The sequence below is a fragment of the Salinifilum ghardaiensis genome (assembly GCF_054491345.1).
Genome location: NZ_CM137101.1, coordinates 2,282,314 through 2,308,485 on the forward strand (window position 1 = coordinate 2,282,314; position 26,172 = coordinate 2,308,485).

The 26,172-nt window shown below is 72.4% G+C and carries 25 protein-coding genes; 15 read left to right on the forward strand and 10 right to left on the reverse strand.

Features of this window, described 5'->3' with window-relative positions; translation table 11 throughout:
* Positions 1-24 precede the first annotated feature (24 nt).
* On the forward strand, positions 25-561 hold the full coding sequence (locus ACVGV0_RS10470) for a MarR family winged helix-turn-helix transcriptional regulator (RefSeq protein ID WP_459159661.1): 537 nt from the start codon (positions 25-27) through the stop codon (positions 559-561).
* Positions 562-607: 46 nt separating this feature from the next.
* On the opposite strand, the gene ACVGV0_RS10475 is transcribed toward ACVGV0_RS10470, so the two are convergent.
* The gene (locus tag ACVGV0_RS10475; RefSeq protein WP_459159662.1) at positions 608-2,086 is read right to left on the reverse strand and encodes an aldehyde dehydrogenase; all 1,479 of its coding nucleotides are present in this window, start codon (positions 2,084-2,086) and stop codon (positions 608-610) included.
* Positions 2,087-2,302: 216 nt separating this feature from the next.
* On the opposite strand from ACVGV0_RS10475, the gene ACVGV0_RS10480 reads away from it, so the two are divergent.
* From ACVGV0_RS10480 to ACVGV0_RS10535, 12 genes are all read left to right on the forward strand, one after another.
* Positions 2,303-2,821, forward strand: coding sequence for a cupin domain-containing protein (locus tag ACVGV0_RS10480; protein ID WP_459159663.1), 519 nt, complete (start codon positions 2,303-2,305; stop codon positions 2,819-2,821).
* 21 nt (positions 2,822-2,842) lie between these two features.
* Positions 2,843-3,784 (forward strand): PDR/VanB family oxidoreductase, encoded by a 942-nt coding sequence (locus ACVGV0_RS10485; RefSeq protein ID WP_459159664.1) that lies wholly within the window; start codon positions 2,843-2,845, stop codon positions 3,782-3,784.
* A gap of 62 nt (positions 3,785-3,846) precedes the next feature.
* A complete protein-coding gene (locus ACVGV0_RS10490) occupies positions 3,847-4,074 on the forward strand; it encodes a recombinase-like helix-turn-helix domain-containing protein (RefSeq protein ID WP_459159665.1) in 228 nt (75 codons plus the stop codon).
* Entirely contained in the window at positions 4,074-5,123 is a 1,050-nt protein-coding gene (locus ACVGV0_RS10495) for a Rieske 2Fe-2S domain-containing protein (RefSeq protein WP_459159666.1), read from the forward strand. The genes ACVGV0_RS10490 and ACVGV0_RS10495 overlap by 1 nt, the downstream gene beginning before the upstream one ends.
* A 15-nt stretch (positions 5,124-5,138) precedes the next feature.
* Positions 5,139-6,074 carry a VOC family protein gene (locus ACVGV0_RS10500; protein ID WP_459159667.1) on the forward strand — a complete coding sequence of 312 codons (936 nt, stop codon included), beginning with the start codon at positions 5,139-5,141 and terminating at the stop codon, positions 6,072-6,074.
* Positions 6,071-6,853, forward strand: a complete 783-nt coding sequence (locus ACVGV0_RS10505; protein ID WP_459159668.1) for an aspartate dehydrogenase domain-containing protein — start codon at positions 6,071-6,073, stop codon at positions 6,851-6,853. Before ACVGV0_RS10500 ends, ACVGV0_RS10505 begins: the two co-directional genes overlap by 4 nt.
* Complete coding sequence (locus tag ACVGV0_RS10510; RefSeq protein WP_459159669.1) at positions 6,850-7,638, forward strand: alpha/beta fold hydrolase; 789 nt, start codon at positions 6,850-6,852, stop codon at positions 7,636-7,638. The genes ACVGV0_RS10505 and ACVGV0_RS10510 overlap by 4 nt, the downstream gene beginning before the upstream one ends.
* On the forward strand, positions 7,635-8,384 hold the full coding sequence (locus tag ACVGV0_RS10515; RefSeq protein ID WP_459159670.1) for a 3-oxoacyl-ACP reductase family protein: 750 nt from the start codon (positions 7,635-7,637) through the stop codon (positions 8,382-8,384). The genes ACVGV0_RS10510 and ACVGV0_RS10515 overlap by 4 nt, the downstream gene beginning before the upstream one ends.
* A 12-nt stretch (positions 8,385-8,396) precedes the next feature.
* Positions 8,397-9,173 (forward strand): SDR family oxidoreductase, encoded by a 777-nt coding sequence (locus ACVGV0_RS10520; protein ID WP_459159671.1) that lies wholly within the window; start codon positions 8,397-8,399, stop codon positions 9,171-9,173.
* A 17-nt stretch (positions 9,174-9,190) separates the two neighbouring features.
* On the forward strand, positions 9,191-10,822 hold the full coding sequence (locus tag ACVGV0_RS10525) for a thiamine pyrophosphate-binding protein (RefSeq protein WP_459159672.1): 1,632 nt from the start codon (positions 9,191-9,193) through the stop codon (positions 10,820-10,822).
* A gap of 12 nt (positions 10,823-10,834) precedes the next feature.
* The gene (locus ACVGV0_RS10530) at positions 10,835-11,503 is read left to right on the forward strand and encodes a dienelactone hydrolase family protein (protein WP_459159673.1); all 669 of its coding nucleotides are present in this window, start codon (positions 10,835-10,837) and stop codon (positions 11,501-11,503) included.
* A 142-nt stretch (positions 11,504-11,645) separates the two neighbouring features.
* Positions 11,646-13,028: an MFS transporter gene (locus tag ACVGV0_RS10535; RefSeq protein WP_459159674.1), complete on the forward strand. Its 1,383-nt coding sequence runs from the start codon at positions 11,646-11,648 to the stop codon at positions 13,026-13,028.
* 150 nt (positions 13,029-13,178) lie between these two features.
* On the opposite strand, the gene ACVGV0_RS10540 is transcribed toward ACVGV0_RS10535, so the two are convergent.
* The 3 genes from ACVGV0_RS10540 to ACVGV0_RS10550 all read right to left on the reverse strand — a co-directional run bounded on the left by ACVGV0_RS10540 (position 13,179) and on the right by ACVGV0_RS10550 (position 18,429).
* Positions 13,179-14,705: a sodium-dependent transporter gene (locus tag ACVGV0_RS10540; protein ID WP_459159675.1), complete on the reverse strand. Its 1,527-nt coding sequence runs from the start codon at positions 14,703-14,705 to the stop codon at positions 13,179-13,181.
* A 273-nt stretch (positions 14,706-14,978) separates the two neighbouring features.
* Positions 14,979-16,916 carry an ABC transporter permease/substrate-binding protein gene (locus ACVGV0_RS10545; protein WP_459159676.1) on the reverse strand — a complete coding sequence of 646 codons (1,938 nt, stop codon included), beginning with the start codon at positions 16,914-16,916 and terminating at the stop codon, positions 14,979-14,981.
* Entirely contained in the window at positions 16,909-18,429 is a 1,521-nt protein-coding gene (locus ACVGV0_RS10550) for a sugar ABC transporter ATP-binding protein (RefSeq protein ID WP_459159677.1), read from the reverse strand. The genes ACVGV0_RS10545 and ACVGV0_RS10550 overlap by 8 nt, the downstream gene beginning before the upstream one ends.
* A 152-nt stretch (positions 18,430-18,581) precedes the next feature.
* Here ACVGV0_RS10550 and ACVGV0_RS10555 point away from each other — a divergent pair, with 152 nt between their 5' ends.
* A complete protein-coding gene (locus ACVGV0_RS10555) occupies positions 18,582-19,544 on the forward strand; it encodes a LacI family DNA-binding transcriptional regulator (protein ID WP_459159678.1) in 963 nt (320 codons plus the stop codon).
* Between the two features lie 63 nt (positions 19,545-19,607).
* On the opposite strand, the gene ACVGV0_RS10560 is transcribed toward ACVGV0_RS10555, so the two are convergent.
* From ACVGV0_RS10560 to ACVGV0_RS10575, 4 genes are read right to left on the reverse strand one after another with little or no spacing between them, the layout of a single operon-like run.
* The gene (locus ACVGV0_RS10560; protein ID WP_459159679.1) at positions 19,608-20,360 is read right to left on the reverse strand and encodes an N-acetylmannosamine-6-phosphate 2-epimerase; all 753 of its coding nucleotides are present in this window, start codon (positions 20,358-20,360) and stop codon (positions 19,608-19,610) included.
* Positions 20,357-21,304, reverse strand: a complete 948-nt coding sequence (locus ACVGV0_RS10565; protein ID WP_459159680.1) for an ROK family protein — start codon at positions 21,302-21,304, stop codon at positions 20,357-20,359. The genes ACVGV0_RS10560 and ACVGV0_RS10565 overlap by 4 nt, the downstream gene beginning before the upstream one ends.
* The gene (locus ACVGV0_RS10570; protein WP_459159681.1) at positions 21,301-22,230 is read right to left on the reverse strand and encodes a dihydrodipicolinate synthase family protein; all 930 of its coding nucleotides are present in this window, start codon (positions 22,228-22,230) and stop codon (positions 21,301-21,303) included. Before ACVGV0_RS10570 ends, ACVGV0_RS10565 begins: the two co-directional genes overlap by 4 nt.
* A gap of 37 nt (positions 22,231-22,267) precedes the next feature.
* Positions 22,268-23,737 (reverse strand): sialate:H+ symport family MFS transporter, encoded by a 1,470-nt coding sequence (locus tag ACVGV0_RS10575; protein WP_459159682.1) that lies wholly within the window; start codon positions 23,735-23,737, stop codon positions 22,268-22,270.
* 141 nt (positions 23,738-23,878) lie between these two features.
* On the opposite strand from ACVGV0_RS10575, the gene ACVGV0_RS10580 reads away from it, so the two are divergent.
* Positions 23,879-24,592 (forward strand): FadR/GntR family transcriptional regulator, encoded by a 714-nt coding sequence (locus ACVGV0_RS10580; protein WP_459159683.1) that lies wholly within the window; start codon positions 23,879-23,881, stop codon positions 24,590-24,592.
* Positions 24,593-24,628: 36 nt separating this feature from the next.
* On the opposite strand, the gene ACVGV0_RS10585 is transcribed toward ACVGV0_RS10580, so the two are convergent.
* Together ACVGV0_RS10585 and ACVGV0_RS10590 are read right to left on the reverse strand one after the other, a co-directional pair.
* Positions 24,629-25,402 carry a VOC family protein gene (locus tag ACVGV0_RS10585; RefSeq protein ID WP_459159684.1) on the reverse strand — a complete coding sequence of 258 codons (774 nt, stop codon included), beginning with the start codon at positions 25,400-25,402 and terminating at the stop codon, positions 24,629-24,631.
* A 173-nt stretch (positions 25,403-25,575) separates the two neighbouring features.
* The gene (locus tag ACVGV0_RS10590) at positions 25,576-26,115 is read right to left on the reverse strand and encodes a class I SAM-dependent methyltransferase (protein ID WP_459159685.1); all 540 of its coding nucleotides are present in this window, start codon (positions 26,113-26,115) and stop codon (positions 25,576-25,578) included.
* Positions 26,116-26,172 lie beyond the last annotated feature (57 nt).

Sequence of the window (26,172 nt, forward strand, 5' to 3'; positions counted from 1 at the left end):
CGTTCGGGACGCAGGAGGTCTCTCGTGGCACGACGCAGCCGTTCCCGGCCCGACGCGGTCGACTACATGCTCGCGGAGTGGGAACGGGAACGTCCCGACATGGACCCCTCCGGGTTGGCTGTGTTCGGGCGGCTGCACCGCGCCTACCAGCGTTACCAGGACCAGTTGACGCGGATCTTCGGCGCGTTCGACCTGACGGTCGCCGGGTTCAGCATCCTGGCCTCGCTGCGCCGGGCGGGGCCGCCGTACCGCCGCACCGCGGGTGAACTGGCCGACGCCCTCCTCGTCACCACCGGCGGCATCAGCCAGCGCGTGGACAAGCTGGAGCAGGCGGGCCTGGTGACGCGGGTGCGGGACCCCGAGGACCGGAGGGTGGTCTACGTGCAGCTCACCGAGCGGGGGGTGCATTTCGTCGGCGAGGTCGCCACCGCTCACTTCGACAACGAGAAGCGGATGCTCAGCGGCTTGACCGCGACCGAGCGCGACCGGTTGGCCGACCTGCTCAGCAGGCTCGAGATCTCCCTGGACCACTCCGCCACCCAGCTGGAGCCGGAAGGCTGAGGGCCCCGGAGGGCCGGGACGTCGGGTCCGCACGGCCTCCCGGCGTTCAGAGCCGCCAGAGGCGTTCCTGCTCGTCGAGGCCCCAGTAGATGCTCTTCTGCCGGGTGTACTGCAGGATCCCGTCGCGTCCCTTGTCCGTGCCGAGACCGCTGTGCTTGGTGCCGCCGAACGGCGTGGCGATGCTGAGGCGCTTGTACGTGTTGATCCACACCGTGCCCGCCTCGACGCGGCGGGCCACGCGCCAGGCGCGGCGGTAGTCGGTGGTCCAGAGGCCGCAGGCCAGGCCGTAGACGGTGTCGTTGGCCTGGGACACGAGGTCGTCCTCGTCGCGGAAGGGCAGCACCGCACCGACGGGGCCGAAGATCTCCTCCTGGCAGGTCGCGCTGTGGTTGGCCAGGCCGTCGAGCAGCGTCGGCAGGTAGTACGCGCCGCGCGCGAGCTCCGGGTCGTCGGGCACGCGGCCGCCGCAGAGCACGCGGCCGCCCTCCGCGCGGGCTCGGTCGACGAGCGAAGCCACCCGGTCGCGGTGCGCGAAGGTGGCCAGCGGGCCGACCTGGGTGCCCGGCGCGGTCCCCGGACCGACGCGCAGGGACCGCGCCGCCGCCACCAGGCGATCCACGAAGTCGGTGTAGATCGACTCGTGCACGAAGATGCGGGAACCGGCGATGCAGCTCTGCCCGGTCGAGGAGAAGATCCCGAACAGGACCCCCGCCAGCGCTTGCTCCAGGTCGGCGTCGGGGAAGACCACCGTGGGCGACTTGCCGCCCAGCTCGCTGGTGAGCGGCATGATCTTGTCCGCGGCCGCGCGGCCGATCGCGCGGCCGGTCCGCGTGCCACCGGTGAAGGAGACGCGTCCGACGAGGGGGTGGCGCACGACCGCGTCGCCCACCACCGGCCCCGTTCCCGGCAGCACCGACAGCAGGGCCGGCGGCACCCCGGCCTCCACCACCCGCCGGGCGAGGCCGAGGGAGACCAGCGGCGTGGCCTCGGCCGGTTTGAGCAGGACTGCGTTGCCGGCGGCCAGCGCGGGCGCGATCTTCTGCGCGTCGCTGGCGATGGGGGAGTTCCACGGGGTGATGGCCCCGACGACTCCGACGGGTTCGTGCACGCTCATCGCGAGGTACGGGCCGCGCTGCGGGGTCAGCGGGGTCTCCGCGGTTTCCAGCGCTGCGGCGTAGAAGCGGAACGTGCCGGCGGCGCTGGCCACCAGCGCGCGGGTCTCGGCGAGCGCTTTGCCGGTGTCGCGCGTTTGCAGCAGCGCCAACTCCTCGGCGTCGCGCTCGACCAGGTCACCGACCCGGTGCAGCAGCCGAGCGCGTTCGTGCGGCAGCAGGTCGCGCCAGGACTCCCGTGCCGCGGCCTCGGCGCCGGCGCGCGCGGCCTCGTCGACGTCCTCGGCAGAAGCCGCGGTCAGCTCGGCGAGCACTTCGCCGGTGGCCGGGTCCGCGGACTCCAGCGGGGCGCCGCCGCCGCGCCGCCAGCGGCCGGCGGCGTGGATCTCGTCGGGGATCTCCGCAACGGTCACGGTGCACCTCCAGGTGTGCATGGTCTACTCAAATAGCTTACTGGTAAGTCAATAGCGGGTACCGCGGTGCGCATCTTCCGCAGTTGAGCAAGCCTGTGCGCAGTCGATATGAAAAATTTCTCCCGCTGAATCCTTGCAGGGGTTGTCCGCATCACAGGTGGTTGGTCATAGTCCTTACCGCTAGCTCGTTTAATGCTAAGTCTTTTGGAGGGACAGATGACCGCATCGCAAACCCGGCACGCGCACCTGGAGGAACTGATCGACGGGTGCATCGCCTCGCGGGAGTCCCGCAACGAGGACTGGGACACGCTGGCGTTCCAGGCCAAGGCGGGGGAGGAGTTCCGGCGGGCGCAGGTCCGCTACATCGGTTCCGGTGCCACCGGCAACCACGAAGGCGACGGCCGCACCCTGCCCTCGGAGCACTTCACGTTCTCCAACATGCGGCTGCCCGCGGGTGCGGTGGGTCCCGAGCACACCCACCACGACGTCGAGGAGGTCTTCTTCGTGCTGGAAGGGCAGTTGGAGGTCAACGTCCACGACGTGGACGACGGGACGAAGACCGCCACGCGCACGCTCGGCTACCGCGACCTCATTCGGGTTCCCGCGGGGGTGCCGCGCAGCCTGCGGACGGTCGGTGACCGGGACGCGCTGTTCTGCGTGGTCATCGGAGCGCAGAAGCCGCAGATCCCGACCTACCCGCCGACCTCCCCGATGCACGGCGTGACGCGGGACTGACGGCTGATCGGGGTGAGGAGCATGGCGCGCACGGTCAGGGTGCACCGCACGACGTGGCTGGCCGAGGGAGTGGTCCAGGTCGACTTCCGCGATCCGGCCGGCGACGAGCTCCCGCGCTGGGAACCGGGAGCGCACCTCTCGCTGCACCTGGGGAACGGCCTGGTTCGGCAGTACTCGTTGTGCGGAGACCCCGCGGACGGTCACCAGTGGACGGTGGCGGTGCTGCGGGAGCCGGAGTCCCGGGGCGGGAGCGCGTGGGTGCACGAGCGGTTGACCGCGGGAACCCTCCTGGAGGTCGACGGTCCGCAGAACAACTTCGCGCTGGAGACCGCCGAGCGCCATCTCCTCATCGCCGGCGGGATCGGCGTGACACCGCTGCGGGCGATGGCGGAGGAGCTCGACCGGAAGGGCGCGGACTGGCGAGTGCTCTACTGCGGGCGGTCGCGGTCGAGCATGGCCTTCCTCGACGACCTGGTCGGCCTCTGCGGCGAGCGGATCCGGGTGCACGCCGACGACGAGCACGGCGGCCCGCCCGAGCTGGCCGCCGAGCTCGCCGATCTCCCCCCGGCAACGCTGGTGCACTGCTGCGGACCCGAACCGCTGATCAGCGCGGTGGAGGCGGCCCTGCCCGACCCGTCGATGCTGCGCGTCGAGCGCTTCCACGCGCCGGAGACCTCGCAGAGCGCGGCGGACGGGGAATCGTTCGAGGTGGTGTGCGCGTCTTCCGGGGCCCGCGTGCCCGTCGGGGCCGGCAGGTCGGTGCTGGACGCGGTCGGCGAGGCCGGGGTCGCGGTGCCGAGCTCGTGCCGGGAGGGCGTGTGCGGCACCTGCGAGACCAAGGTGCTCAGCGGTCGGCCCGACCACCGCGATTTCGTGCTGAGCCCTGCTGAGCAGGAATCCGGGAACACGATGATGATCTGCGTGTCCCGCTGCAGCTCGGCGGAGCTGGTGCTGGACCTGTGAACGGTGCGGGATCGGGCCGGCCCGCGCTCGGAGGCTGACAACCCACCAGGAGAAGAACTGACATGCCACTGAACCTCGAACCGGTGCAGAGCCGGACGGGACCGTCCACCAGCTACGAGGAGGCCTTCGCCGACGAGCTCGAGGACATCTACGGGCGCGGCATCCACGACCTCGGCGGAGTCGTGGCCGCGCTCAACGAGACCGGAGTCCGACCGCCGGACGGTGCGGAGTGGACGGAGGGGACGTTCACCCGCGAGCTCGCCCGGTTCGGCGCGAAGGAGGAACGCTGATGAGGACGTCACTGCGCACTGAGGACGGTCTGCTCCAGCTGGGTTTGCGCGACCGCTGGTACGCGGTGTGCCCCTCCCAGTACGTGCGCCCGGGTGAACTGGTGCGGCTCGACCGCGCCGGGGAGGAACTGCTGCTGTGGCGGGACAGCGCCGGCCGGGTCCACGTCCAGGAGGACAGGTGCCCGCACCGCGCGGCGCGGTTGTCGCGCGGTGTCCACATGGGAGACCGCATCGCCTGCAACTACCACGGCCTGCAACTGGACTCCGACGGCGTCGTGGCCTCCGTGCCCGGCAGTCCGGGTTGCGCGCTGGAAGGCCGCCGGGCGCTGCGGGTGTTCCCGGTCGAGGAGCGCGCAGGTGCGATCTTCGCGTGGTTCGGGCTCGACGAGGAAGCCGACCCCGCGCCGCTTCAGCTGCCGGCAGCGCTGTCCGGGGGCGAGTGGGAGGAGTTCCTCTGCTACGTCGAGTGGGACTGCTCCCGCCTGCTGTCGCTGGACAACCTGATGGACCCGATGCACGGTGCTTTCCTGCACCGCAAGAGCCACACCATGGGAACGGGCAAGCGCGCGGCCGAGTTCCAGGTCCGGGACACCGACACCGGCTTCGTCTTCGAGAAGACGGACCAGCGCGGCGTCAACTTCGACTGGTCCGAGTGGATCGACCACGGCGGATTCCAGTGCGTCACCCTGGACATCCCCTACCCGGACACGGCCGGTCCGGGCGGCCCGTTCACGATCGTCGCCTGCGTGACCGCGATCAACGAGCAGCAGCACGCCGGGTTCTTCTGGCGCTGCCGCGAGGTCACCGGATGGGAGCGGGACAGCTGGCGCTTCCTGTACAAGAACCGGTTGGAGGAGCGGCACTGGCAGGTGCTGGAACAGGACCGGGAGATGGCCGAGGCGATGCCCGGCGACGCCTGGTCCCGGGAGAACCTCTACCAGCACGACATCGCCCTCGTCCGCCTGCGCCGGGTGCTGCGCCGCGAAGCCGGTCGGCAGGCCGCCGCGCTGACCGAGCACGAGCACGCCCGCGTCCCGGCAACCCGTTGACCGATGGAGGTCGTCATGCACGCACGCCCCGCTGAACCGGTCGGCAGGCTCCGCGCGCTGCGCTCGGTGAGCCTCCGCACCGAGAACTTCGCCGAGTCCGCCGACTTCTACCGCGAGATCTGGGGCCTCACCCCGGTCGAGGCCGAGCGCGACGCGGCCTGGCTGCGCGGCACCGGACCCGAGCACCACATCGTCGAGCTGCAGCAGGCCGAGCGCAACGGCCTGGGCAAGATCGCCTTCGCCGTGGGCACGCCCGCCGAGATCGACGAGGCCGGTCGGCGGTTGGACGCGCTGGGAGTCCCGATGCTGACCGAGCCGGGCAGGCTCGACCAGATCGGCGGCGGTTACGGTCTCCGGCTCGTCGACCCGGAAGGACGCCTCGTCGAGCTGTCCTGCAACGTCGAGGCCGTCGTGCCGCAGGACCCGGACGGGTTCTCCGCAGTGCCCCGCAAGGTCGCCCACGTCGTGCTCAACACGACCGACATCGACGCCGCCTGCGACTTCTACACGGGGGTTCTCGGCATGCGGATCTCCGACTGGTCCGAGCACCAGATGGCCTTCCTGCGGTGCAACTCCGATCACCACGTCATCGCGTTCAACCAGGCCGAGTGGACCTCGGTGAACCACGTGGCCTACGAGATGCCCACTGTGGACCACTTCATGCGGGGGATCGGACGGCTGCGCCACAACGGCATCACCCCGCTGTGGGGACCGGGGCGGCACGGACCGGGATCGAACACCTTCTCCTACTTCGCCGACCCCGCCGGGCTGGTCTGCGAGTACACCTCGGAGGTCGAGCAGGTCGACGAGGACGCGTGGCTGTGCCGCGTGTGGCGGCGCACCCCGGAGCTGTCCGACCAGTGGGGCACCGCCGGGCCGCCCTCCAAGGACGCCCGCGCGCACATGGCGGGCAAGCCCGATCCCGGCTACCTGGAGGTGGTGCGGTCGTGAAGGTGGCGATTCTCGGCTGCGGCGCGATCGGCGGAGTGGTGGCGCGCGCGGTCCGCGACGGTGCGGTCCCCGGAGCCGAACTGGTCGGGGTCGTGCACACCGAACCGGTCGATCCACCCGACCTGCCGGTGGTCGGCAGTCGATCCGCGAGCGAGGACGCCGAGCTGGTCGTCGAGTGCGCGGGGCAGCGCGCGCTGGCGGAGCTCGGCCCGTCCGTCGTCGCGTCGGGCGCCGACCTGCTGGTGGTCTCGGTCGGCGCGCTGACCGACGACGGCCTGCTGGCCGAGTTGCGCGACGCCGGACCGGGCAGGCTGCACCTGTGCACCGGCGCGATCGGCGGTCTCGACCTGCTGGCCGCCACCGCGCGCGGCGGCGGTCTCGATGCGGTGCGGATCGCGACCACGAAGAAGGCTTCCGCCCTGGTCCAGCAGTGGATGGGTGCCGAGCAGCAGGAGCGCCTCCGCGCCGCCACCGAGCCGGTCGAGCTGATGCGCGGTCCTGCGCGCGAGGTCACCGCCGCGTTCCCGGCCTCGGCGAACGTGGCCGCCTCGGTGGCGCTGGCGGTGGGCAGCTGGGACCGGGTGGAGGCCACCGTGGTCGCCGACCCGCGCGCGCCGATGACCAGCCACGTGATCAGCGCCGCGGGCAGCGCCGGCGAGTACCGGTTCGAGATCGGCAACCGCCCGTCACCGGACAACCCGGCCACCAGCGGTGTTGTTCCGCACGCCGTCCTCGCCGCCGTCGCCAGACTGGCCCGACCGACCGGGGTGTTCGCATGAGCAGGGTGCGGCTCTCCGGCACGGAGGTCCTGGACGAGGGCTCGGGCGTCCCGGTGCTGATGCTGCACGGGATCGGCGGGGCTGCCGAGGCGTTCACCGCGCAGATGTCCGGCCTGCCCGGTCATCGGACCCTCGCCTGGGACGCCCCCGGTTACGGCGGTTCCGCGGACTTGCCGGGCGAGCCGGCGCTCGACGACTACGTCGGGACCGCCGTCGCCGTCCTCCGCGGTCTCGGCGCGGTTCCGGCCCACGTGCTCGGAGTGTCGTGGGGCGGGGTCATCGCCACGCGGATGGCGCTCACGGCCCCGGACCTGCTGCGCTCGCTGGTCCTCGCGGACTCCTCGCGCGGTTCCGGCCGCACGGCCGAGGCTCGCGCGGCGATGGCGCACCGCGTCGAGGAGCTGACCCGGCTGGGTGCGGGCGCGTTCGCCGAGCGGCGGGGCCCGCGCCTGACCGCTCGGGACGCGGATGCGGGTGTGGCCGAGCAGGTGCTGGTGCAGATGTCGCGCGTGCGGTTGACCGGCTACCGCAACGCCGCGCGCGCCATGGCCGCCACGGACCACTCCGACCAGCTCGCCGCGATCACCACGCCGACGTTGGTGGTGGTCGGCGCCGAGGACGCGGTGACCGGGGTGGCGGAGAGCCGTGCTCTGGCCGGCGGGATCCCGGGCGCGCGGTTCGACGTGGTCCCCGGCGCGGGACACGCGGCCAACCAGGAGCGGCCGGACGAGTTCAACGCAGCGGTCCGCCGGTTCCTGGACGGTGTGGACGGAGGTGCGCGATGAACCTGCAGGGGCGGACGGTGGTGGTCACCGGTGCCGGGCGAGGACTGGGGCGGGCGATCGCCCGCGACCTCGCCGCGGCGGGCGCGCAGGTGGTGGTGGCCGAGCGGAACCCGGAATCGGCCGCCGCGGTGGTCGCCGACCTGGGCGCGCGCGGCTGCGCGGTGCACCGGGTGGACACCGACGTGTCCGATGTGGAATCCGTGGAGAACCTGTCCACCCGGGTGGCGGAGATCGGCGGTGCCCACGGTGTGGTGAACAACGCCGCCCTCGCCGACGGCGTCGGCGGGAAGGCCTTCCACGAGATCGAACCCGGCGAGTTCGACCGCGTCATGTCGGTGAACCTGCGGGGGACGTGGCTGGTCTCGCGGGCGCTGTACCCGCAGCTGCGCGCCCGGGGCGGGGGGCGGATCCTCAACGTCGCCTCGGACGTGGCCTTCTACGGCCCGCCCCGGTTGGCGCACTACGTGGCTTCGAAGGGCGCCCTGGTCGCGCTGACCCGGACGATGGCCCGCGACGCGGGGCCGGACGGGGTCACCGTCAACGCCGTCGCACCGGGCATCACCGAGTGCGAGGCGACCCGGGACATCCCGGCGGAGCGCCACGACCTCTACCGGCGCAACCGCGCCCTGGACCGCCCCCAGCAGCCCGAGGACCTCGTCGGCGCGGTGCGGTTCCTGCTGTCCGACGCCGCCGCCTACGTCACCGGGCAGACGCTCCCGGTCGACGGTGGTTTTGTTTGCAGATAGGAGGAGGAGCACGTGGATCTCGGATTCACCGGCCGCGCGGTGGTGGTGACCGGAGCGAGTTCCGGCGTGGGACTCGCCACGGCGCGGATGCTGCTCGCCGAGGGCGCCCGCGTCGCCGCCTGCGCCCGGGACGGCGACCGGCTCGAGCGGGCTCTCGGCGGTGCGGACGGCACGCTGCACACCGCCGCCTGCGACGTCACCGACGAGGCCGCGGTGCGGGCGTTCGTCGAGCAGGTGGCGGAGCGGTTCGGCGGTGTGGACGGCGTGGTCAACAACGCCGGGCGCTCGCTGGTGGCGAGGGCGGAGGAGACCGGCGCGCAGCAGTGGCGGGACGAGTTCGACCTGAAGATCTGCGGTGTCCTGCACCTGGTCCGGGCCGCACTGCCGTGGCTGCGGCGCTCGGACGCCGGCGCGGTGGTCAACGTCAACGCGATCCTCGCCCGCCAGCCGGAGCCGCGGTTGGCGGCGACCTCGGCGGCGCGCGCCGCACTGCTGAACCTCACCAAGACGCTTGCCTCGGACCTGGCCGCTGACGCGGTCCGGGTGAACTCGGTGTGCCTGGGCCTGATCGACACCGGCCAGTGGCGGCGCCGCCACGAGGAATCGGACTCCGCTCTGGACTTCACCGACTGGAGCGCGGAACTGGCCGCGGACCGCGGCATTCCGCTCGGGAGGCTGGGCACCGCCGAGGAGGTCGCCTACGCCGTCGCGTCGCTGCTGTCCCCCCGCGCCTCCTACATCACCGGCTCTTCCCTCGACGTCGGCGGCGGCATCGCCCGCCACGTCTGACCCGCGAAGGACTGCACATGCATCGAGGAAACGGCGGTGACCTGCTCGTCCAGGTTATGCGCGACAACGGGGCCGACACGGCCTTCGGCGTCGTCAGCGTGCACAACCTCCCCCTGGTGGAGGCCGTGTCCCGCGAACTGCGGTTCGTCCCCGTCCGCCACGAGGCCGCCGCGGTCAACGCGGCCGACGGCCACGCCCGTGCGCGCGGTGGTACGGGCGTGGCGATCACCAGCACCGGCACCGGTGCGGGCAACGCAGCGGGGGCGATGGTGGAGGCGCTGACCGCCGGCAGCCGCGTGCTGCACGTGACCGGGCAGATCGACTCCCCGTACCTCGGCCAGGGCCGCGGTGTCATCCACGAGACCCGCGATCAGCTGGGAATGCTCACCGCGGTGTCCAAGCACGCCACCACGATCACCTCCGCCGCGGACGCGGAGTCCGCGCTGCGCGGAGCGGTCCGCACGGCCCGCACGCTTCCCGCGGGGCCGACCAGCGTGGAGTGGCCGATCGACCTGCAGTACGCGCAGCAGCGGATCGAACCCGGCGCGGCCGAGCGCGGCGAGCCGGCGGAACCGGCGGCGGAGGAGCAGGTGCACCGCGCCGCGGAGCTCCTGCGGAAGGCGCGGCATCCGCTGCTGTGGGTCGGTGGCGGGGGCGCGCGGGCCCGCGAACCGCTCCGCGAGCTCGCCGAGCGGCTCGACGCCGGTGTGCTGACGAGCAACTCCGGTCGCGGGGCCGTGCCGGAGGACCACGAGCTGGTGATCGGCAACTTCGCGACCAGCCCGAAGGCCGCCGAGCTGCTGGCCGAGGCCGACCTCCTGGTGAGCATCGGCACCCACTTCCGCTCCAACGAGACCGGGCACTACGGCCTGGAACTGCCCGAACGCCACGTGCAGGTCGACGTCGACCCGGCGGCCGTCGGGCGGGTGCACCCCGCGACGGTCGGGCTGGTGGGCGAGGCCGCGGAGGTGCTCCGCCGGCTGCTCACCGAGATCGGCGACACCGGAGCGGAGGCGGCCTGGCGGGATCGCGTCCGCGAGACCCGCGCTGCGGTGCGCCACCACCTGCGGGAGACCATCGGCCCGTACGCCCGGATCTGCGACGCCCTGCGCAGCACCCTGCCGGCGGACTCGGTCGTGGCCAGGGACGTGACGATCCCGTCCAGCCAGTGGGGCAACCGGTTGCTGGAGATCCGGCATCCGAGCACCAACGTCTTCCCGGTCGGCGGGGGGATCGGCCAGGGCCTGGCCACCGGCATCGGTGCTGCGCTGGGCAGTCCGGAGGCGCCAGCGGTGCTGCTCGTCGGTGACGGAGGACTGGCGGTGCACCTCGGCGAGCTGGCAACGCTCGCGCAGGAACGGCCGTGGCTGGTCGTGGTCGTGTTCAACGACGGCGGTTACGGCGTGCTGCGCAACATGCAGGACGAACACGTCGGCCGGCGCAGCGGCGTCGACCTGTTCACACCGGACTTCGCCCGCCTGGCGCACTCGCTGGACGTGCCGCACGCGCTGGTGAACCGGTCCGGTTCCTTCGCCGAGGTGTTCGCGAAGGCGGTCGACCACGGCGGGCCGTACCTGGTCGAAGTCGACGTGACAGCACTCGAACCGATGCCGGTGCCGTTCGTGCCGCCGGTGCACGTGCCGAGCTGAAGGAGCGGCCTGATGCCCACCGAACTGATCGAACACCACCACCGCGCGCACGGCCCGGCCAACCGGAGGCGCCGCGTGCTGCGCACCGCCGCACCGCTGTTCGTGCGGTTCCCGGAGGGGACACCGCGCGCGGGAGCGATCGTCCTGCACGACGTCTGCGGGCTGACCGAGTCCGTCGAGGAGCACTGCCGCTCCCTGGCCCGGCTCGGCTGCGTCGTGGTCGCACCGTTCCTCTACTACGAGACGGGCGGGAAGGAGTTCCGCCCCGAGAACACCGAGACCGCGCGGGCCGCCATGGAGCTGCTGGCCGCCGAGGACCTCGCCGCCGACCTCACCGCGGCGGCCGATCACCTGCGCGAGCGCGTGGGCGTGCGGGTCGGGGCCACCGCCGTGCTGGGGTTCGGCATGGGCGGGCACCTGGCGACGTGGGCAGCGGCGGTGCACGAGTTCGCCGCGGCCGTCGCCCACGAGCCCCTCGGCGTGGAGACCGCACCGTGGCGCGGTGCGCCGTCGGTGGCCGAGGCGCTCAGCGAGCTGCGCTCCCCGTGGCTCGGGTTCGCCCCGCCTGAGAACCCCCGCCCGCTGCTCGCGCTCACCGAGGACGTCGTCGTGCCCGCCCGCGACGCCGAGCACGGCTGGTGGGAGGAGACCGTCCGCTTCCTGGACGCCCACCTCCGCTGACGCCGGTCCTCGGGGAGGACCGGCCCGCACTCGTGCGGAAGGCGCAGACCGGTCGGGCACGGCCCACCGGAAACCCGGCGAACACCCCTCCATGCCAACCGTTCCCACCACGTGGCATGGCCGTCCCTGGAAGGAGGGACGCATGACGACCGCGGCCTCATCGGATCCCGTGCTCCAACAGGAGATCGTCGCACGACTCGAAAGACTGCCGATGTCGCGCTGGCACGTCACCGTGCGCCTCGTCATCGGCGTGGTCACCTTCTTCGAAGCGTTCGACCAGTTGTTGATCGCCTACTCGATGCCGCAGATCTCGCGCGAGTGGGACCTGTCAGCGGCCGGTGTCACCACCACGTTCACCGTCGGTTCCGTCGGCATGCTCCTGGGCGCCCTGGCGGCCGGGTGGGTGGCCGACCGCGTCGGCCGCGTCCGGGTGATCGCGCTGTGCGTCGCGGTCACCGCGCTGTGCAGTGCCGGGATGACGCTGAGCACCTCACTGGCGCCGTTCCTGGTCCTGCGGTTCGTCCAGGGGCTGGCGATCGGTGGCGAGGTGCCCACCGCGGCGTCCTACATCAGCGAGCTCAGCCGGACGAAGGGCCGCGGCCGGTTCGTGCTGCTCTACGAGATCGTCTTCCCGGCCGGTCTGGCCGTGGGCGCGTTGGCCTCGGCGTGGGTCGTTCCGCACTGGGGCTGGCGCACGCTGTTCCTGCTCGCCGCGATCCCGGGGCTGGCAGCGGTCGCGGTGCAGCGGGGCGTTCCGGAGTCGCCGCGGTGGCTGGCCGCCCGGGGCCGCACCGACGAGGCGGTGCGGTCCCTCGAGCACATCGAGGGGAAAGTGCGCCGCTCGACCGGGCAGGTGCTGGCCGCACCAGCACCTGCGGCCTCCGTGCCGGCCGCGCAGCACAGCACCAGCTCGCTCCGCGAGCTGTTCACCGGGCGCTACCGCCGGCGCACCCTCGTGGTCTGGGTGGTCTGGTTCGTCGGCTACCTGGCCAACTACGGCATCACGTCCTGGCTGCCGACCTTGTACAGGGACGTCTACCACCTACCGATCGGCACGGCGCTGTGGTTCAGCACCTCGGCGTCGGTCGCCGGGCTGTTCGGCTGCCTCGCCGCCGCGCTCACCGTCGACAAGCTGGGACGCCGCCTCGTGCTCGGACTCGGGCTGGGGCTGACGACGCTGCCGTTGCTGGTCCTCGCCGCGTTGGGGGCCGCCGCGGCTCCGCAGCTGGCGGTGCTCTCGGCGGTCGCGGCCGTGTTCAACTTCGCCGTGAACGTCACCCTCTACCTGTACACGCCGGAGCTGTACCCGACGCGGAGTCGAGCGCTGGGCTGCAGCATGGGCGGCATGATGAACCGCCTCGGCCTGATCACCGGCCCGATCCTGGTCGGCGCCATCTACGCCGGCGGCACGAACCTCTCCGGCGTCTTCTTCGTCATCGGCGGGATCACGCTGATCGGCACGCTGGTGACGCTGCTGTTCGCGGAGGAGACCAAGGGCCGCACGTTGGAGGAGCTCTCGCCGTGACCGGTTCGCCGCGCGCGCATCCGCGGGCCGCCGGCGCGACACCGGTGCCCGCGGATGCCGCCGAACGTGGAGAACGAGCAGGGCCTCGGCAAGCAGGTCGGTCCCCGTCCCGGGCCGCGGTGCTCGAACCGGCTGCCGGGGCGCGGGGACTCAGCTCTCGTCGGAGGGGCCCGGCCGGTCATCTCCCGGTTCACCGGGTTCGCCGCTCTCCGGTCCGCTCTCGCCGGTTCGGGACGGGCTCATCGGTCCCGCGCCGACCCGGCCGGCCAGGAACCGGTTGAGCAGCAGCATCACCACGGCCACCAGTCCCCACTGCAGCAGCAGCGTCCCGAGGCTGAACTCCTGGAACGGGTTCCACCACTGGGGCTCGCCAACGGCCTGCAGGATCCACCAGCCGAACAGCAGCGCGAACATCACGGGGAAGGCGTAGAGGCACGCGTTCCACCACCGGCCGACCCGGATGTCGCTGACGGAGTCGATCTCCTGCCGCGCGCGCTGCACGCCGTACTTGAGCACGGCCAACGCCGCGCACAACCCGCCCAGCAGCAGTCCGATGCCCCACACGTTGTCCTGGTTGGTCAGGAATCCGACGCTGTAGGCCGAGGGGATGCCGGCGAGGAACGCCGCGCCCACGATCCACGGCACCGCGCTGCGGCGGGACAGTCCCATGTCCACGACGTTGCGGGTGGCGAGCTCCATCATCGCGATCAGGCTCGAGATGCCGGCCAGGAACAGCGCGAGGAAGAACAGCACGGCGAAGAACGGTCCGCCGGGCATCTGGGTGAGCAGTTCGGCGAAGTAGATGAACGCCAGGCCCTGGTTGCCCGCTTCGGCGGCCTCGGCGGCGAACTCGGCACCGCGGAGCGCGAAGACCGAGCACAGCACGGCGATTCCCGCCATGAGCGAGGCGATGAGGTTGGACCCGCACACGACGAACGCGTTGAGCCCGATGTCCTCGCGGCGGCGCATGTAGACAGCGTAGGTCAGGTACAGCCCCCAGCCGGCTCCCGTGGAGAAGGCCATCTGGGTGAACGCCTGCAGCCACACCTCGGCCTCGCCGAGGCGGCCCCACTCCGGCACGAAGATGTGGCGCAGGCCCTCGACGGCTCCGGGCAGGGTGACCGCGCGGACGACGAGGACGGCGAGGATGACGAACAGCGCGGGGATCACGACCTGCAGCAGCGACTCGAAGCCCTTCCGGAGTCCGCGGTAGACGATCAACCCCACCAGCAGGATCGACAGGGCGTGGAAACCGATGGTCTGCAGCGGGCTCGAACTGAAATCGTCCCACAGCGCCTGCGTGTCCACGCCCGACCGCAGCGTTCCGGTGATCGCGTAAACGAGGTAGCGCAGCGCCCATCCGCACACCACGGAGTAGTAGAAGAGGATCCCCACGCCGATGAAGCCCATGAAGCCGCCCAGCCAGGCGAACTTCCGCCCCATGAAATCGCGGAAGGCGCCGACGGTGCCGAATCGGGACCGGGAGCCGAGCAGGGACTCCGCCATCAGGAGGGGGACCGCCCACACCAGGTTCGCGATGATGAGCGCGATGAGGAACGAGCCGCCGCCCCACTCGCCGACGACGCGGGGGAACCTCCAGACGTTGCCCGTTCCCACGGCCATGCCCACCGCGGCGGCGATGAAGGCGAACCTGCTTTTGAACATCTCTCGTGCCACGACACGTCCCTACCTTCCGCTCAGAAGGCAACACCGGTCGGTGCCGCAGGACCGGGCCCCGGGACGACCGAGGCCGAGTTCTCCGCTGCGGTCACCGATCGCGTGTCCTCCCCGGTCGCAAGCCCCGCGTTGCGGATCAGGGGCCGTCATTGCGCGGAGCGTCATTCATCGCCGCGAATGCGGTCAAGGCCCCGCGCGGAGGAGGAACCTCTCGATACTGCATCGACATCGTTTCAGGGTCCGGTCCCCGCGGCGGGCCCTCGTCCGGCGTTGTCACTTCCCGCGGAGGAACGCCCCCACCGTGTCCTCGGTGACGACCCGGACCGGGATCCTCGTCGGCTCTCCCGGGCCGGAGCGGCCGCCGCGGGCGGCGCGGACGGCCTGTTCCACGGCGGCCTCGCCCAGCTTTCGCGGCTGCTGGGCGACGTCCGCGCTGACGGTGCCGGCCCGCACCGCTGCCAGCCCTTCGGGCGTGCCGTCGAAGCCGACGACCTGCACCTGCGAGCCGGCCCGCCCGCCGAGCGCCTTGGTGGCGCCCAGCGCCATCTCGTCGTTCGCCGCGAACACGCCCCGGACCTCCGGGTGCGCCTGCATGATGTTCTGCATCACGTCCAGCGCCTTGGCGCGCTCGAAATCCGCCGGCTGCGAGGCGACGACCCGGACGTCCGGGTGCTCGCGGATCTCCCGGGTGAAGCCCTCGCCGCGTTCCCGCGCCGCCGACGTCCCCGGTTGGCCCTCCAGCACCGCGACCGGGCCGGACCCTACGAGCTCGGCGAGCTGCTGCGCGGCGAGCCGCCCACCGGTGACGTTGTCCGAAGCGACGGTGGTGACGACGGTGCCGTCGCTGGGCGCGCGGTCCACACCGATGACCGGGATCTCCGCGTCGTTCGCGGCCTGCACCGACGGCACCACGGCATCGGAGTCGACGGGGTTGACGACGATCGCGTCCGCGTTCCGCGCGATCGCGTTCTGCACCGCGTTGGCCTGCTGCGAGGCGTCCTCCCCGGCATCGTTGACCACGAGCTCGACCCCGAGGCGCTCCGCCTCGGCCCGAGCCCCGGCGCGGACGTCGACGAAGAAGGGGTTGTTCAGGGTGGACAGCGACAGCGCGATCGTCGGCCGCTCGTCGTCCGCCGCGTTCTGCCGCTCGAGCACGGCCCAGCCGGCCCCCGCGACGAGCAACGCGGTCACCACCGCCACGCCCCGGCGCAACGCCGGGGTGCGCAGCGCGGGACGCCCGCCGCCCGAGCGGCGCCGCTGGCGCAGCGTGTCGAACAGCACCGCGGCAGCGATGACGGCGCCGATCGCGACCTGCTGCCAGAACGCCGAAACGTCCAGCAGGTTCAACCCGTTCCGCAGCACCGCGAGGATCAGCGCCCCGACGAACGTGCCCAGCGCCGAGCCGACGCCACCGGCGAGGCTCGCCCCACCGATGACCACCGCGGCGATCGCGTCCAGCTCGTAGCCGGTTCCCGCCTCGGGCTGCGCCGAGGCCAGCCGCGCGGTCAGCAGGATGCCGGCCACCGCGGCGAAGAGTCCGGACAGCGCGTAGATCAGCAACCGCTGGCGCGTCACCTTGATGCCGGAGAGCCGCGCCGCCTCGGCGTTGCCGCCGATCGCGTACATCGCGCGCCCCGCGTACGTGCGGCGCAGCACGAACGCGGTGATCACCCCGATCGCCAGCATCACCAGCACCGGGTACGGCACGACCCCGAACAGCTCGCCGCTGCCCAGGCCGGCCAACCAGCCGTCCATCGTGATCGGACGGCCGTCGGCGATCACCAGCGCCAGCCCCCGCGCCATGGTCAGCATCGCCAGCGTGGCGATGAACGGAGGAACGCGACCGGCGGTCACCAGCACGCCGCTGACCAACCCGGCCGCTCCGCCCGCCGCCAGGCCGCAGGGGATCGCCAACCACAGCGGCAGGCCCAGGCCGCTCATCGCCCACCCCGCGACGATCCCGGCCAGGCCGGCGACGCTGCCCACGGACAGGTCGATGCCCCCGCTGACGATCACGAACGTCAGCCCGAAGGCGAGCACCGCGACCACCGACGCCTGCACGCCGACGTTGAGCAGGTTGTTCGCCGTGAGGAAGTCCGGCGACAACAGCGCCAGCAGCACCACCAGCGCGAGCAGGCCCCCGAGCGGTCCGCCGGCGCGCCCGAGCGCCACCGGCCGGCGCGGCCGTGCGCCGACCTCGTTGTCAGCCATCGCTTCCCCCTCGTGCGTTCCCGGCCGAGACGGCCAGCGCCAGGACGCGCTCCTGGGTCGCCTCGGCACCGTCCAGTTCCCCGCGCAGCCGTCCGTCCGCCAGCACCAGCACCCGGTCGCTGAGCCCGAGCAGCTCGGGCAGGTCGCTGGAGACGACGAGCACGGTGGTGCCCTCGCGGGTGAGTTCGCCGATCAGCTGGTAGATCTCGGCCCGCGCGCCGACGTCGATGCCGCGGGTGGGTTCGTCGAGGATGAGCACCTGCGGTCGCGCCAGCAGCCACTTGCCGATGACGATCTTCTGCTGGTTGCCGCCGGAGAGCGTGGCCGCCGGCTGCTCCGGGCCGGCGGTCCGGATCCGCAGCTGCCGCACCGACTCCTCGGCCCGGCGCCGCTGTTCGTCCAGGTCCACCAGGCCGAACCGGGTGCGCTCGGAGAGCGTTGCGAGTCCGAGGTTCTCGGCCACCGAGGTGCCCAGGACCAACCCCTGCCCGGCGCGGTCCTCCGGTACCAGCGCGAGCCCGGCGGCCCGGGCGGCGGCGACGTCCCCCGGAGGGACCCGCCTGCCGCCGACCAGCACCTCGCCGCGGTCGTAGCGATCGGCGCCGAACAACGCGCGGACCAGCTCGGTGCGTCCGGCACCGACCATCCCGCCGATGCCGAGGACCTCCCCGGAGCGCGCGGTGAAGCTGATGCCCTCCAGCACGCCGTCCGCGGCCAGGTCCCGCACCTCCAGCCGCACCTCGCCGATCTCCGCCTCCCGCGGCGGGTACTGCTGGTCGACGGAGCGGCCGACCATCAGCCGTACCAGTTCGTCCGGGTCGGTACCGGCGGGTGCCTCGTCCACCTTGGCCCCGTCGCGCAGCACCGTGACCCTGTCGCCGATCTCGGCCACCTCGTGCAGCAGGTGCGAGATGAACACGACGCCGACCCCGCTGCCGGTGAGGTTCCGGACGATGCCGAACAGCCGCTCCACCTCGCCGCGGCTGAGCACGGCGGTCGGCTCGTCCATGATCAGGAACCGCGCGTCCAGGCTCAGCGCCTTGGCGATCTCCACGGTCTGGCGCTGCGCCACTCCGAGATCGCCGACCACCGCGTCGACGTCGAGGTCCAGACCCGTGCGCTCGACGAGCTCGCGGGCTTGCCGCCGCATCCGGGCGCGGTCGACGCCCCAGAACCGGCGCGGGGGTCGGCCGAGGTAGATGTTCTCCGCGACGGTCAGCTGCGGGACCAGGGCCATCTCCTGGTGGATGGTGGAGATCCCGAGCCGCTCGGCGTCGCGGGGCCCGTGCAGCCGCACCGCTCGGCCGTCGACGCGCACGTCGCCGGTGTCCGGTTGGTGCACCCCCGCCATGATCTTGATCAGCGTGCTCTTGCCCGCGCCGTTCTCGCCGAGCAGCACGTGCACTTCGCCGGGGCGCAGGTCGAAGTCGACCGCGTCCAGCGCGCGCACGCCCGGGTAGGCCTTGGAGACCCCGGTCAGCTCCAGGTGCCCCGGGGGCGCGTCGTCGGCCATGTGCGCTCCACTCTCGTCAATCCGGCGGGAACGAAGGTGTAATCGTTTTCCGCAACGAGTGACGATGACCGACGAAATTGGGAGCGTCAAGAGCTTTTCCCGTAAGAAATCGATTACGGTGGTGGAAGCGGGAAGCCGACGAGGGGAGTGGAGTGACCGTCAACATCCACGATGTCGCGGCGCGGGCCGGGGTGTCCGTGGCCACGGCCTCGCGCGCGTTGTCCGGTCAGCGCGGCGTGCGCGCCGAGAACCGGGAGAAGGTCCGCGCGGCCGCGCGCGAGCTCGACTACGAGCCGGACGTCGTCGCCGCCGCCTTGCGCAGCAGGACCACGCACACCATCGGCATGGTCGTGCCGGGCATCGCCAACCCCTTCTTCGCCACGCTCGTCGAGTCCGTGGAGGAGCAACTGCACGGTGGGCGGCGCAGCCTGCTGCTGGCGAACTCGCACTACGAACCGGAGACGGAGCAGCGCCAGGTCCGCGCCCTGCTGGACCGCCGGGTCGACGCGCTGATCATGATCCCGTGCCACCGGCAGCGCAGCGCCGAGGCCGTGCGGACCGCCGCCGCGCGGGTCCCCGTCGTGCAGCTCGACCTGCGGGTGGACGGCTTCAGCGGCAGCTGGGTCGGCGTGGACAGCGAGGCGGGCATCGTCCAGGCCCTGCAGCACCTCACCGCGGTCGACGCCGAGCGGCTCGTGTTCGTCGGCGCGCAACCCACCGACTCGGCCGCGCAGGCCCGGCTCGACGGGTACCGGCGCGCGGCCGGGGACTCCGGTGACGCCGTCCTGCTGGGAGACTTCAGCAAGGAGTGGGGCGAGCGGGCCGCGGAACAGCTCCTGGCCGAGGGGCTCGCCGACGCGATCGTCTGCGGCAACGACACCATCGCGCTCGGCGTGCTGGGCGCCCTGAACCGGCGCGGTGTGCGGGTGCCGGACGACGTCCGCGTGACCGGCTTCGACGACATCCCGTACGCGGAGCTGGCGCAGCCGCAGCTGACCACGGTGCGCCAACCGCAGGAGCAGATCGCCGCCGAGGCGGTCCGGATGCTCTCGGAGGGGCGAGCCGACCGGCGCATCGCGGTGGCCCCGGAGCTGGTCGTGCGCACCTCGGCCTGATCGCGGCGAGCGCGGCCGGCGGCGCTCCGGGCGGAGCCGCCGCGGGCGCTCCCCCGCGGGGGATCACCGCTCGGGCGGCACCGCGTCATCGCCGTGCGCGAGCCCCAGCCCCGCCGCGAACCGGCTCGTGATCCAGGTGGGGTCGGTGATGGCCGTGCCGACGACGACGGCGGTCGCTCCGGCTGACACGGCCGCGGCCGCATCGCGCGGGTGGTAGTACCGTCCTTCGGCGACGACGGGGATGTCGGGAAGGGTTCTGCGCAGGTGCGCGACCAGGTCGAGATCGGGTGCGCGCGGCCGGGGCTGCGGTGCGATGTTCCCGGAAAGGGTGGTCGCGATCAGGTCGGCCCCGGCCTCGGCGGCCGCGATCCCCTCGTCCAACGTGGACACATCGGCCATCACCAGTCGCCCGGCACCGTGCACTGCCCGGACGGTGTCACCGAAGACCGCACCGTCGGGACGGGGGCGGTCGGTGGCATCGGCGGCGACCACGTCGGCTCCGCTCTCGACGACGGACAGCGCAGCCCGCACGGTCGGGGTGATGTAGACGCCGTCGGTGCCGTCCTTGGTCAGCCCGATCACCGGGACGCGCACGGCCTGCGCGATCGCAGCGACGTCCGCGGCTCCGCCGACCCCTCCGCAGCGGATCGCGGCCGCACCTCCGTCCTCCGCGGCGCGGGCCATCCGCACCACGGTGCTCGTGTCGCGCAGCGCGTGATCGCTGCCCGCTTGGCAGGAGACGACCAAGCGCTGGCCGATGTGCTGCAGAAGACGCTGCAGCGTCCTCCCCCGGTCTGGTGTGGACGAGTCCATCATGTCCTCTCCGCGGGCGTTTCGCGTGCGAGCAGGGCGGCACCGATGATCGGAGCGTCCGTGCCGAGCTGCGCGGGATGCACCGGTATCGCTCGGCCGGGCGGGCGGACCTCGGCCCGCAGGGCGTTCGACAGCGGGTGCAGGAACTCCGCGCCGATCTGGGCGGCACCCCCGCCGAGGATCACGGCGTCGAGGTCGAACGCGGTGGCCATCCCCGCGAGGCATCGCCCCAGCAGGGTGGCCGCACTGGTGATCGCGGTGCGCGCGTCCTCGTCACCGGCGCGCATCCTGCTGGCCACCTCCGGCAGACCGGGGACGTCGGCAGCGCCGCAACGGGCCGCGTAGTCGGCGGCGATGGCGGGCCCGGCCACCACCGCTTCGAGGTGGTCCCGGCGCCCGCAACCGCACGGGATCCGCCCCCGGGCCGGGACCAGCACGTGCGCGACTTCCCCCGCGCTGCCGTGACCGCCGCGCACCAGCCGGCCGTTGCGCAGCAGGGCCCCGCCGATCCCGGTGCCGACCGACAGGTGCAGGGCTTCGGCGCGGTCCCGACCGGCTCCGGCGGCGGCTTCTCCGAGAGCCATCACGCGCACGTCGTTGTCCACGGCGGCAGGAAGACCGGTGCGCCGTTGCAGGCCGGCGCGCACTGCTACCCCGGCCCAGCCGGGGACGGTGTCGGTGGCCGAGCGCACCACGCCCTCGACGGGGTCGATGATCCCCGGCGCGCCGACACCGACCCCGCTGATGCCACCACCAGCGGCCAGGTCGCCGATCAGGGTCGCGGCGGTGTCCAGCACCGCCTGCCCACCCGCGGTCGGCGTCGCCGCGCGCACGCTGCGGACCACCTTTCCTGGCGGTTCCACGAGACCTGCCGCGATCTTGGTGCCGCCGATGTCGACGCCGATCGCGGGCGCGCGTTCCGCGTCGGTCCGTTCCGCGCGGGTCACAGCAATCCCGCCGCTTCCAGTCGGGACCGCACGCACCGGGTCTCGGCCTCGTCGAGCGGGAACTGCGGTGGCGCCGTCGTCGCGTGGTCGATGATCCCCCGCAACTGCAGGGCTGCTTTGAACGCCCCGAGGGCGGAGGATCCCCGTCCCATCCGCGCTGCCTCGCCGGCGTCGACGAGTCCGAAGAGGGCGATCAACCGCTCCTGCTCCGCGGCCGCGGCGTCCCACTCGCCCGCTGCGCAGTACTCGTACAACCGCGCGTACCCGCGGGGGTCCACGTTGGCGAGGCCGGGCACGGCACCGCGCGCTCCCATCCGGAGCGCCGCGTCGGTGGTCAGCTCGGATCCGGTCAGCACGCTGAAGGGGGCGGGAGCCGTCTGCCGCGCGGAGAGGACGAGACGCCGGAGAGCACCGTCGTCGCCGCTGGAGTCCTTCACCCCGGCCAGCACGCCCTCGGCTGCCAGCCGCACGAGCATGTCGGTGTCGAGTTTGGTGTGCACCGACACCGGTAGGTCGTAGGCGTAGACGGGGAGGTCGGTGCCCTCGGCGACCGTGCGGAAGTGCCGCTCGATCTCGGCGGGGTGGGTGCGGGTGTAGAACGGGGCGGTGACGACCAGCCCGTCGCAGCCGACCTTCGCCGCGGCACGCGCGTGGTCGAGCACGCGGAGGGAGGTCATGTCGATGGCGCCTGCCAGCACCGGCACTTCGCCCGCGGTGCGGGCCACCACGGTCTCGAGGACCTGTTGGCGGTGGTCGTCGGGCAGGAAGGCGACCTCGCTGGTCGAACCGAGCGCGAACAGGCCGTCCACGCCCCCCTCGAGGAGGAAGTCGACGAGGCGCTCCAGGGAAGGGACGTCCACCGTCCAGTCGGGATTCAGCGGTGTGCACACCGGAGGTACGACTCCGTGCAGTGCTTCGGCGTTCACTGTGGATTCCTCGTTCTTCTCGTTCGTGCCGCGCGGTTCAGTCCCGCGCGCTGGCAGTTGTGCGGGATGCGGTCATCGCGCTGGCGTCGATCGCATCACGGCTTCGCAGGGCGTCCGGCCGCAGCAGGCGCTGCAGCCGCGTCGGGGCGTCGATCCCGATGAGCACGATCACCACGAGGGTCAGGGTGAACGAGATCACCGCCAGTGCGGTGCCCAGGCTCATCGTCGAGGCCAGGCCAGCTCCGAGCACGGGGGCGACGGCCCCGCCCAGAGCCCCCACGTTGTAGGTGAAGCCGAGTCCGGCCGCCCGTGAGTGCACGTCGAAGTAGCCGCCGATCCACTTCGGAAGCAGACCGGCGATGCCCTGTCCGAACATCTGCTGGGCGAACAGCAGCGCACCGAGTGCGACGAGGCTGCGCCCGCCGATCAGGAACACGGGGAAGATCAGCAGTTGCGAGATCAGCAGGCTGCCCCAGTAGGCGCGCGCGGTGCCGAAGCGGTCCCCGGTGAAGCCGGCGACCCAGCAGCCCGCGGCCGCGCCGAGCCCCGAGAAGGACAGCACCGCACTGGCCTCCGCCGCGCTGTAGTCGAGGCCGGACTTCAGGTAGGTCGGCAGCAGTGACTGGATCGGCCAGGAGTACAGGAAGGCCGCGAACACGATGATCATCACCATCACGCCCACCGGCCACCGTGGACCGTTGAACTGCACCATGTAGGCCACGAACACCGCGGCGGCCACCACGCCGAGCGCGCCGGTCAGCACCGGCTCGGTGACCGTTCGCGTGAAGATCAGGGTCAGCGCCGTGAAAGCCGCGGCGGCCAGCAGGAGGTTGGTCGGTGCGCGGCGCCCGCGGAAGAGCACGCTCAACATCGTCGGCTGCTTGGAGTGCGCGGCGTTCTGCGCCCAGTCGTGCGACTCCGGCAAGCTGCGCCGCAACCAGAGCGCGACGGCGATCGGCGCGAGTCCGATGTAGAAGAGGGAACGCCAGCCCAGCGCCGGGACGACGACCTGGTACGCGCCCGCGGCGACAACGGTGCCGAACGAGTAGCCGGAGATCAGGAAGCCGCTGGCCTTGTTGCGCATGTGGCGGGGCCAGGACTCGATCACGTACGTGGAGCTGGCCCCGTACTCGCCGGCCATGCCCAGCCCGATCATCAGGCGCGCGGCGAACAGCACCCCGTAGGAGGGAGCGAGTCCGCAGAAGAGCGTGCCCACCGAGAACAGCCCGATGCTGAGGACCATCGCCATCCGCCGGCCGAAGCGGTCACCGAGCGCCCCGAGCGCCATGCCGCCGGCCCACCGGGAGATGAACGCTGCGGAGATCAGGCTGGCCGCCTGCACGGTGCTCAGGTCGAAGGTCTCGCTGATCTCGGTCAGCACGAGAGTGATCAGCACGAAGTCGAAGCCGTCGAGCAGGTAACCGAGCCAGGCTGCCAGGAACGACTTCCACTGCGCAGCGGTGATCTGGCGGTACCAGCGCACGTGCGCGCTCGCGTCCTCGCTCACAGCTCCTCCTCCCGCTCGCCGGCCACGAACCTCGCGATCGGGGACGTTGGACGTGGGACGTCCTATGTTGGGCGGTACACTAGAGCGCAGCCGAGGAGCTGTAAAGAGCCGCGAGCGGATCGACGACGGGAGCTTTCGAAGATGACGAGCACGATCGGTGAACATCCCCGCCGGGCAGCCCTGGACCCGCTGGCCGAGCAGATCCTCACCCTGATCCACGAACGGGGACTGCGCGTCGGCGACTCCATGCCCACCGAGCTGGAGCTCATCGAGGAGCTGTCCGTCTCCCGCAACAGCGTCCGCGAGGCCGTCCGGGCCCTCCGCGCCCTCGGCATCGTCGACATCCGCCACGGGCACGGCACCTTCGTCGGCGAGGCGCCCCTCCACGCCCTCTCACCCGCGCTGACCTTCCGCGCTCTCGCCGACCGGTCTTCCGAGGACCTGGGCGGGCTGCGCGACCTCGTCGACATCCGCGAACTGGTCGAGGTCGGCGTGGTCGAGCGGCTCGTCGGCGCGCTGCCTGACGAGACCCTCGACCACCTGGCAGCCCTGTGCGACGAGATGGAGCGCACCGACCTGGACCCCGACGTCGACCGGGAGTTCCACCGGACGCTCCACGCCCGCCTGGACAACCCCCTGGTGGGGCAGCTCGTCGACGTGTTCTGGGACTCCTACCACGCAGCGGAGGACGCTCTCACCCTGCCCGCGGCCGCCGACAGCGCCCGCACGGTCGCCCAGCACCGCGCGATCGTCGAGGCGCTCCGCGCCGGCGACTCCCGCCAGCTGCGCACCGCCATGCTGGAGCACTTCGCCGACATCAAGGACCGCCTCGACCTCGGTGCTCGCAGGCGCTGAGGGCCGCGCGGGCGCCGGCCCGGCGCCGCGCGTTCGCTACCGGCTTCCGCCGCCGGGCGCGCCCACCTGGAACTCGGCGCCGAACGGGTCGGTGATGTCGGCGAGCCGCCCGTAGATCATGTCGAAGGGCGCCTCGGCCGCGCCGCCCGCGTCGACCGCCCGGCGGGCCGCGGCGTCGGCGTCGTCCACCTGGAACAGCGTCCCCCAGCGGGAACGCCCGGCGGCCGGGTCGCCGAGGATGCCGCCGATCTCGTGGCCGTCGGGCCGTCGCAGGAACGCGAAGTCGGCGTCCGGCATGTCCGGGTTGGCGTCCAGCGTGAAACCGAACGTCGCGGCGTAGAAATCACGTGCGGTCGCGGCGTGGGGCGTGACGAGGTCGTTGCGCAGCAGGGCGTTCGGTTCGTTGACGATCTGGCTGCCGATGTGCGCCGCGGCCTGCCACAGCCCGAACTGGGCACCGGTGGGGTCCGCGATCACGGCCATGCGGCCCTGGTCCATCACGTCCATCGGGCTGACCAGCACCGTGCCGCCCGCGTCCTCCGCCCGCGCGGTGGTGGCGTCGCAGTCCTCGGTGGCGAAGTGGACGTTCCACCAGAACTGCTCGGCTCCCTCGTCGGGGTTCGGCATGATCGCCGCGACGGGTTTGCCGCGCAGCAGGCACAGCGTGTACTGCCCCACCTCCTCGGAGCCCACGGCGAACTGCCAGCCGAACAGCGCCCCGTAGAAGTCCATCGCCCGGTTGAGGTCCGGGATGCCGAGGTCGATCCAGGTGGGAGTGCCCGGCGGTTGTGCGGTGGTCAGCTCGCTCATCGTCGTCCCTTCGCCGCGGTCGCGTGCCGACGACGATAGGTGCGCGCCCCCGCGGCCGCAGCTTCGGTCGGACCGCACCTCGAGAGCATCGGACGTGCGCACACCGCTGCCGCCGAGCGGCGGTGCGCCCCGCCGGGGCGACGCCACCGGGGCGGTGCGCCCGCGGCAGCGCGTCAGCGGATGTGCACGGACACCGCGTAGGCGCCGTCGGCGAACGGCGCGCCCTCCCAGGTGGCGAAGCGTTCCGCGGGGGTGAGTCCCGCGGCCTTCGCGTGCGCGTCGTAATCCGCCAGCGAGTAGCCGCGGTCGAGGCTGAACCCGGCGACGAGCCGACCACCCGGTGCCACGTGGCGCGCCGCCCCGGCGACGAGGGCCTCCTCGGTGCCCGGCGTGGTGAACAGCGGGACGTTGCCCGCCAGGACGACGAGGTCGAAGGTGCGCTCCAGGGCGAGCTCGGCCAGGTCGGACTGCACCCAGGTGATGTGCGGTGCCTTGCTGCGCGCGGTGGCCAACATGGACGCGTCGACGTCCGCGCCCACGACCTCGACGCCGCGGCGGGCCAGTTCGACGGCGACCCGTCCGGTGCCGCAGCCGGCGTCGAGGACGCTCGCGGGCCGGTAGGACAGGACGAAGTCGGCTTCTCCGTGCACGTGGTGGCCCGCCGCCGCCAGGTCGTCGAACCGGCTCTGGTACTCGTCTCCGTTCCAGGACATGGAGCTCCCCTCGCTGCTCGTCGCCCTGAGCCTACCGAGTGGCAGGGCCGCGGGCGG

What these genes read in the sequence shown, in the direction of transcription:
- ACVGV0_RS10480 (WP_459159663.1), top strand. Translation starts at nt 2,303, where the DNA reads ATGACCGCATCGCAAACCCGGCACGCGCACCTGGAGGAACTGATCGAC.
- ACVGV0_RS10485 (WP_459159664.1), top strand. Translation starts at nt 2,843, where the DNA reads ATGGCGCGCACGGTCAGGGTGCACCGCACGACGTGGCTGGCCGAGGGA.
- ACVGV0_RS10490 (WP_459159665.1), top strand. Translation starts at nt 3,847, where the DNA reads ATGCCACTGAACCTCGAACCGGTGCAGAGCCGGACGGGACCGTCCACC.
- ACVGV0_RS10495 (WP_459159666.1), top strand. Translation starts at nt 4,074, where the DNA reads ATGAGGACGTCACTGCGCACTGAGGACGGTCTGCTCCAGCTGGGTTTG.
- ACVGV0_RS10500 (WP_459159667.1), top strand. Translation starts at nt 5,139, where the DNA reads ATGCACGCACGCCCCGCTGAACCGGTCGGCAGGCTCCGCGCGCTGCGC.
- ACVGV0_RS10510 (WP_459159669.1), top strand. Translation starts at nt 6,850, where the DNA reads ATGAGCAGGGTGCGGCTCTCCGGCACGGAGGTCCTGGACGAGGGCTCG.
- ACVGV0_RS10515 (WP_459159670.1), top strand. Translation starts at nt 7,635, where the DNA reads ATGAACCTGCAGGGGCGGACGGTGGTGGTCACCGGTGCCGGGCGAGGA.
- ACVGV0_RS10525 (WP_459159672.1), top strand. Translation starts at nt 9,191, where the DNA reads ATGCATCGAGGAAACGGCGGTGACCTGCTCGTCCAGGTTATGCGCGAC.
- ACVGV0_RS10530 (WP_459159673.1), top strand. Translation starts at nt 10,835, where the DNA reads ATGCCCACCGAACTGATCGAACACCACCACCGCGCGCACGGCCCGGCC.
- ACVGV0_RS10535 (WP_459159674.1), top strand. Translation starts at nt 11,646, where the DNA reads ATGACGACCGCGGCCTCATCGGATCCCGTGCTCCAACAGGAGATCGTC.
- ACVGV0_RS10545 (WP_459159676.1), bottom strand. Translation starts at nt 16,916, where the DNA reads ATGGCTGACAACGAGGTCGGCGCACGGCCGCGCCGGCCGGTGGCGCTC.
- ACVGV0_RS10550 (WP_459159677.1), bottom strand. Translation starts at nt 18,429, where the DNA reads ATGGCCGACGACGCGCCCCCGGGGCACCTGGAGCTGACCGGGGTCTCC.
- ACVGV0_RS10560 (WP_459159679.1), bottom strand. Translation starts at nt 20,360, where the DNA reads ATGATGGACTCGTCCACACCAGACCGGGGGAGGACGCTGCAGCGTCTT.
- ACVGV0_RS10580 (WP_459159683.1), top strand. Translation starts at nt 23,879, where the DNA reads ATGACGAGCACGATCGGTGAACATCCCCGCCGGGCAGCCCTGGACCCG.
- ACVGV0_RS10585 (WP_459159684.1), bottom strand. Translation starts at nt 25,402, where the DNA reads ATGAGCGAGCTGACCACCGCACAACCGCCGGGCACTCCCACCTGGATC.
- ACVGV0_RS10590 (WP_459159685.1), bottom strand. Translation starts at nt 26,115, where the DNA reads ATGTCCTGGAACGGAGACGAGTACCAGAGCCGGTTCGACGACCTGGCG.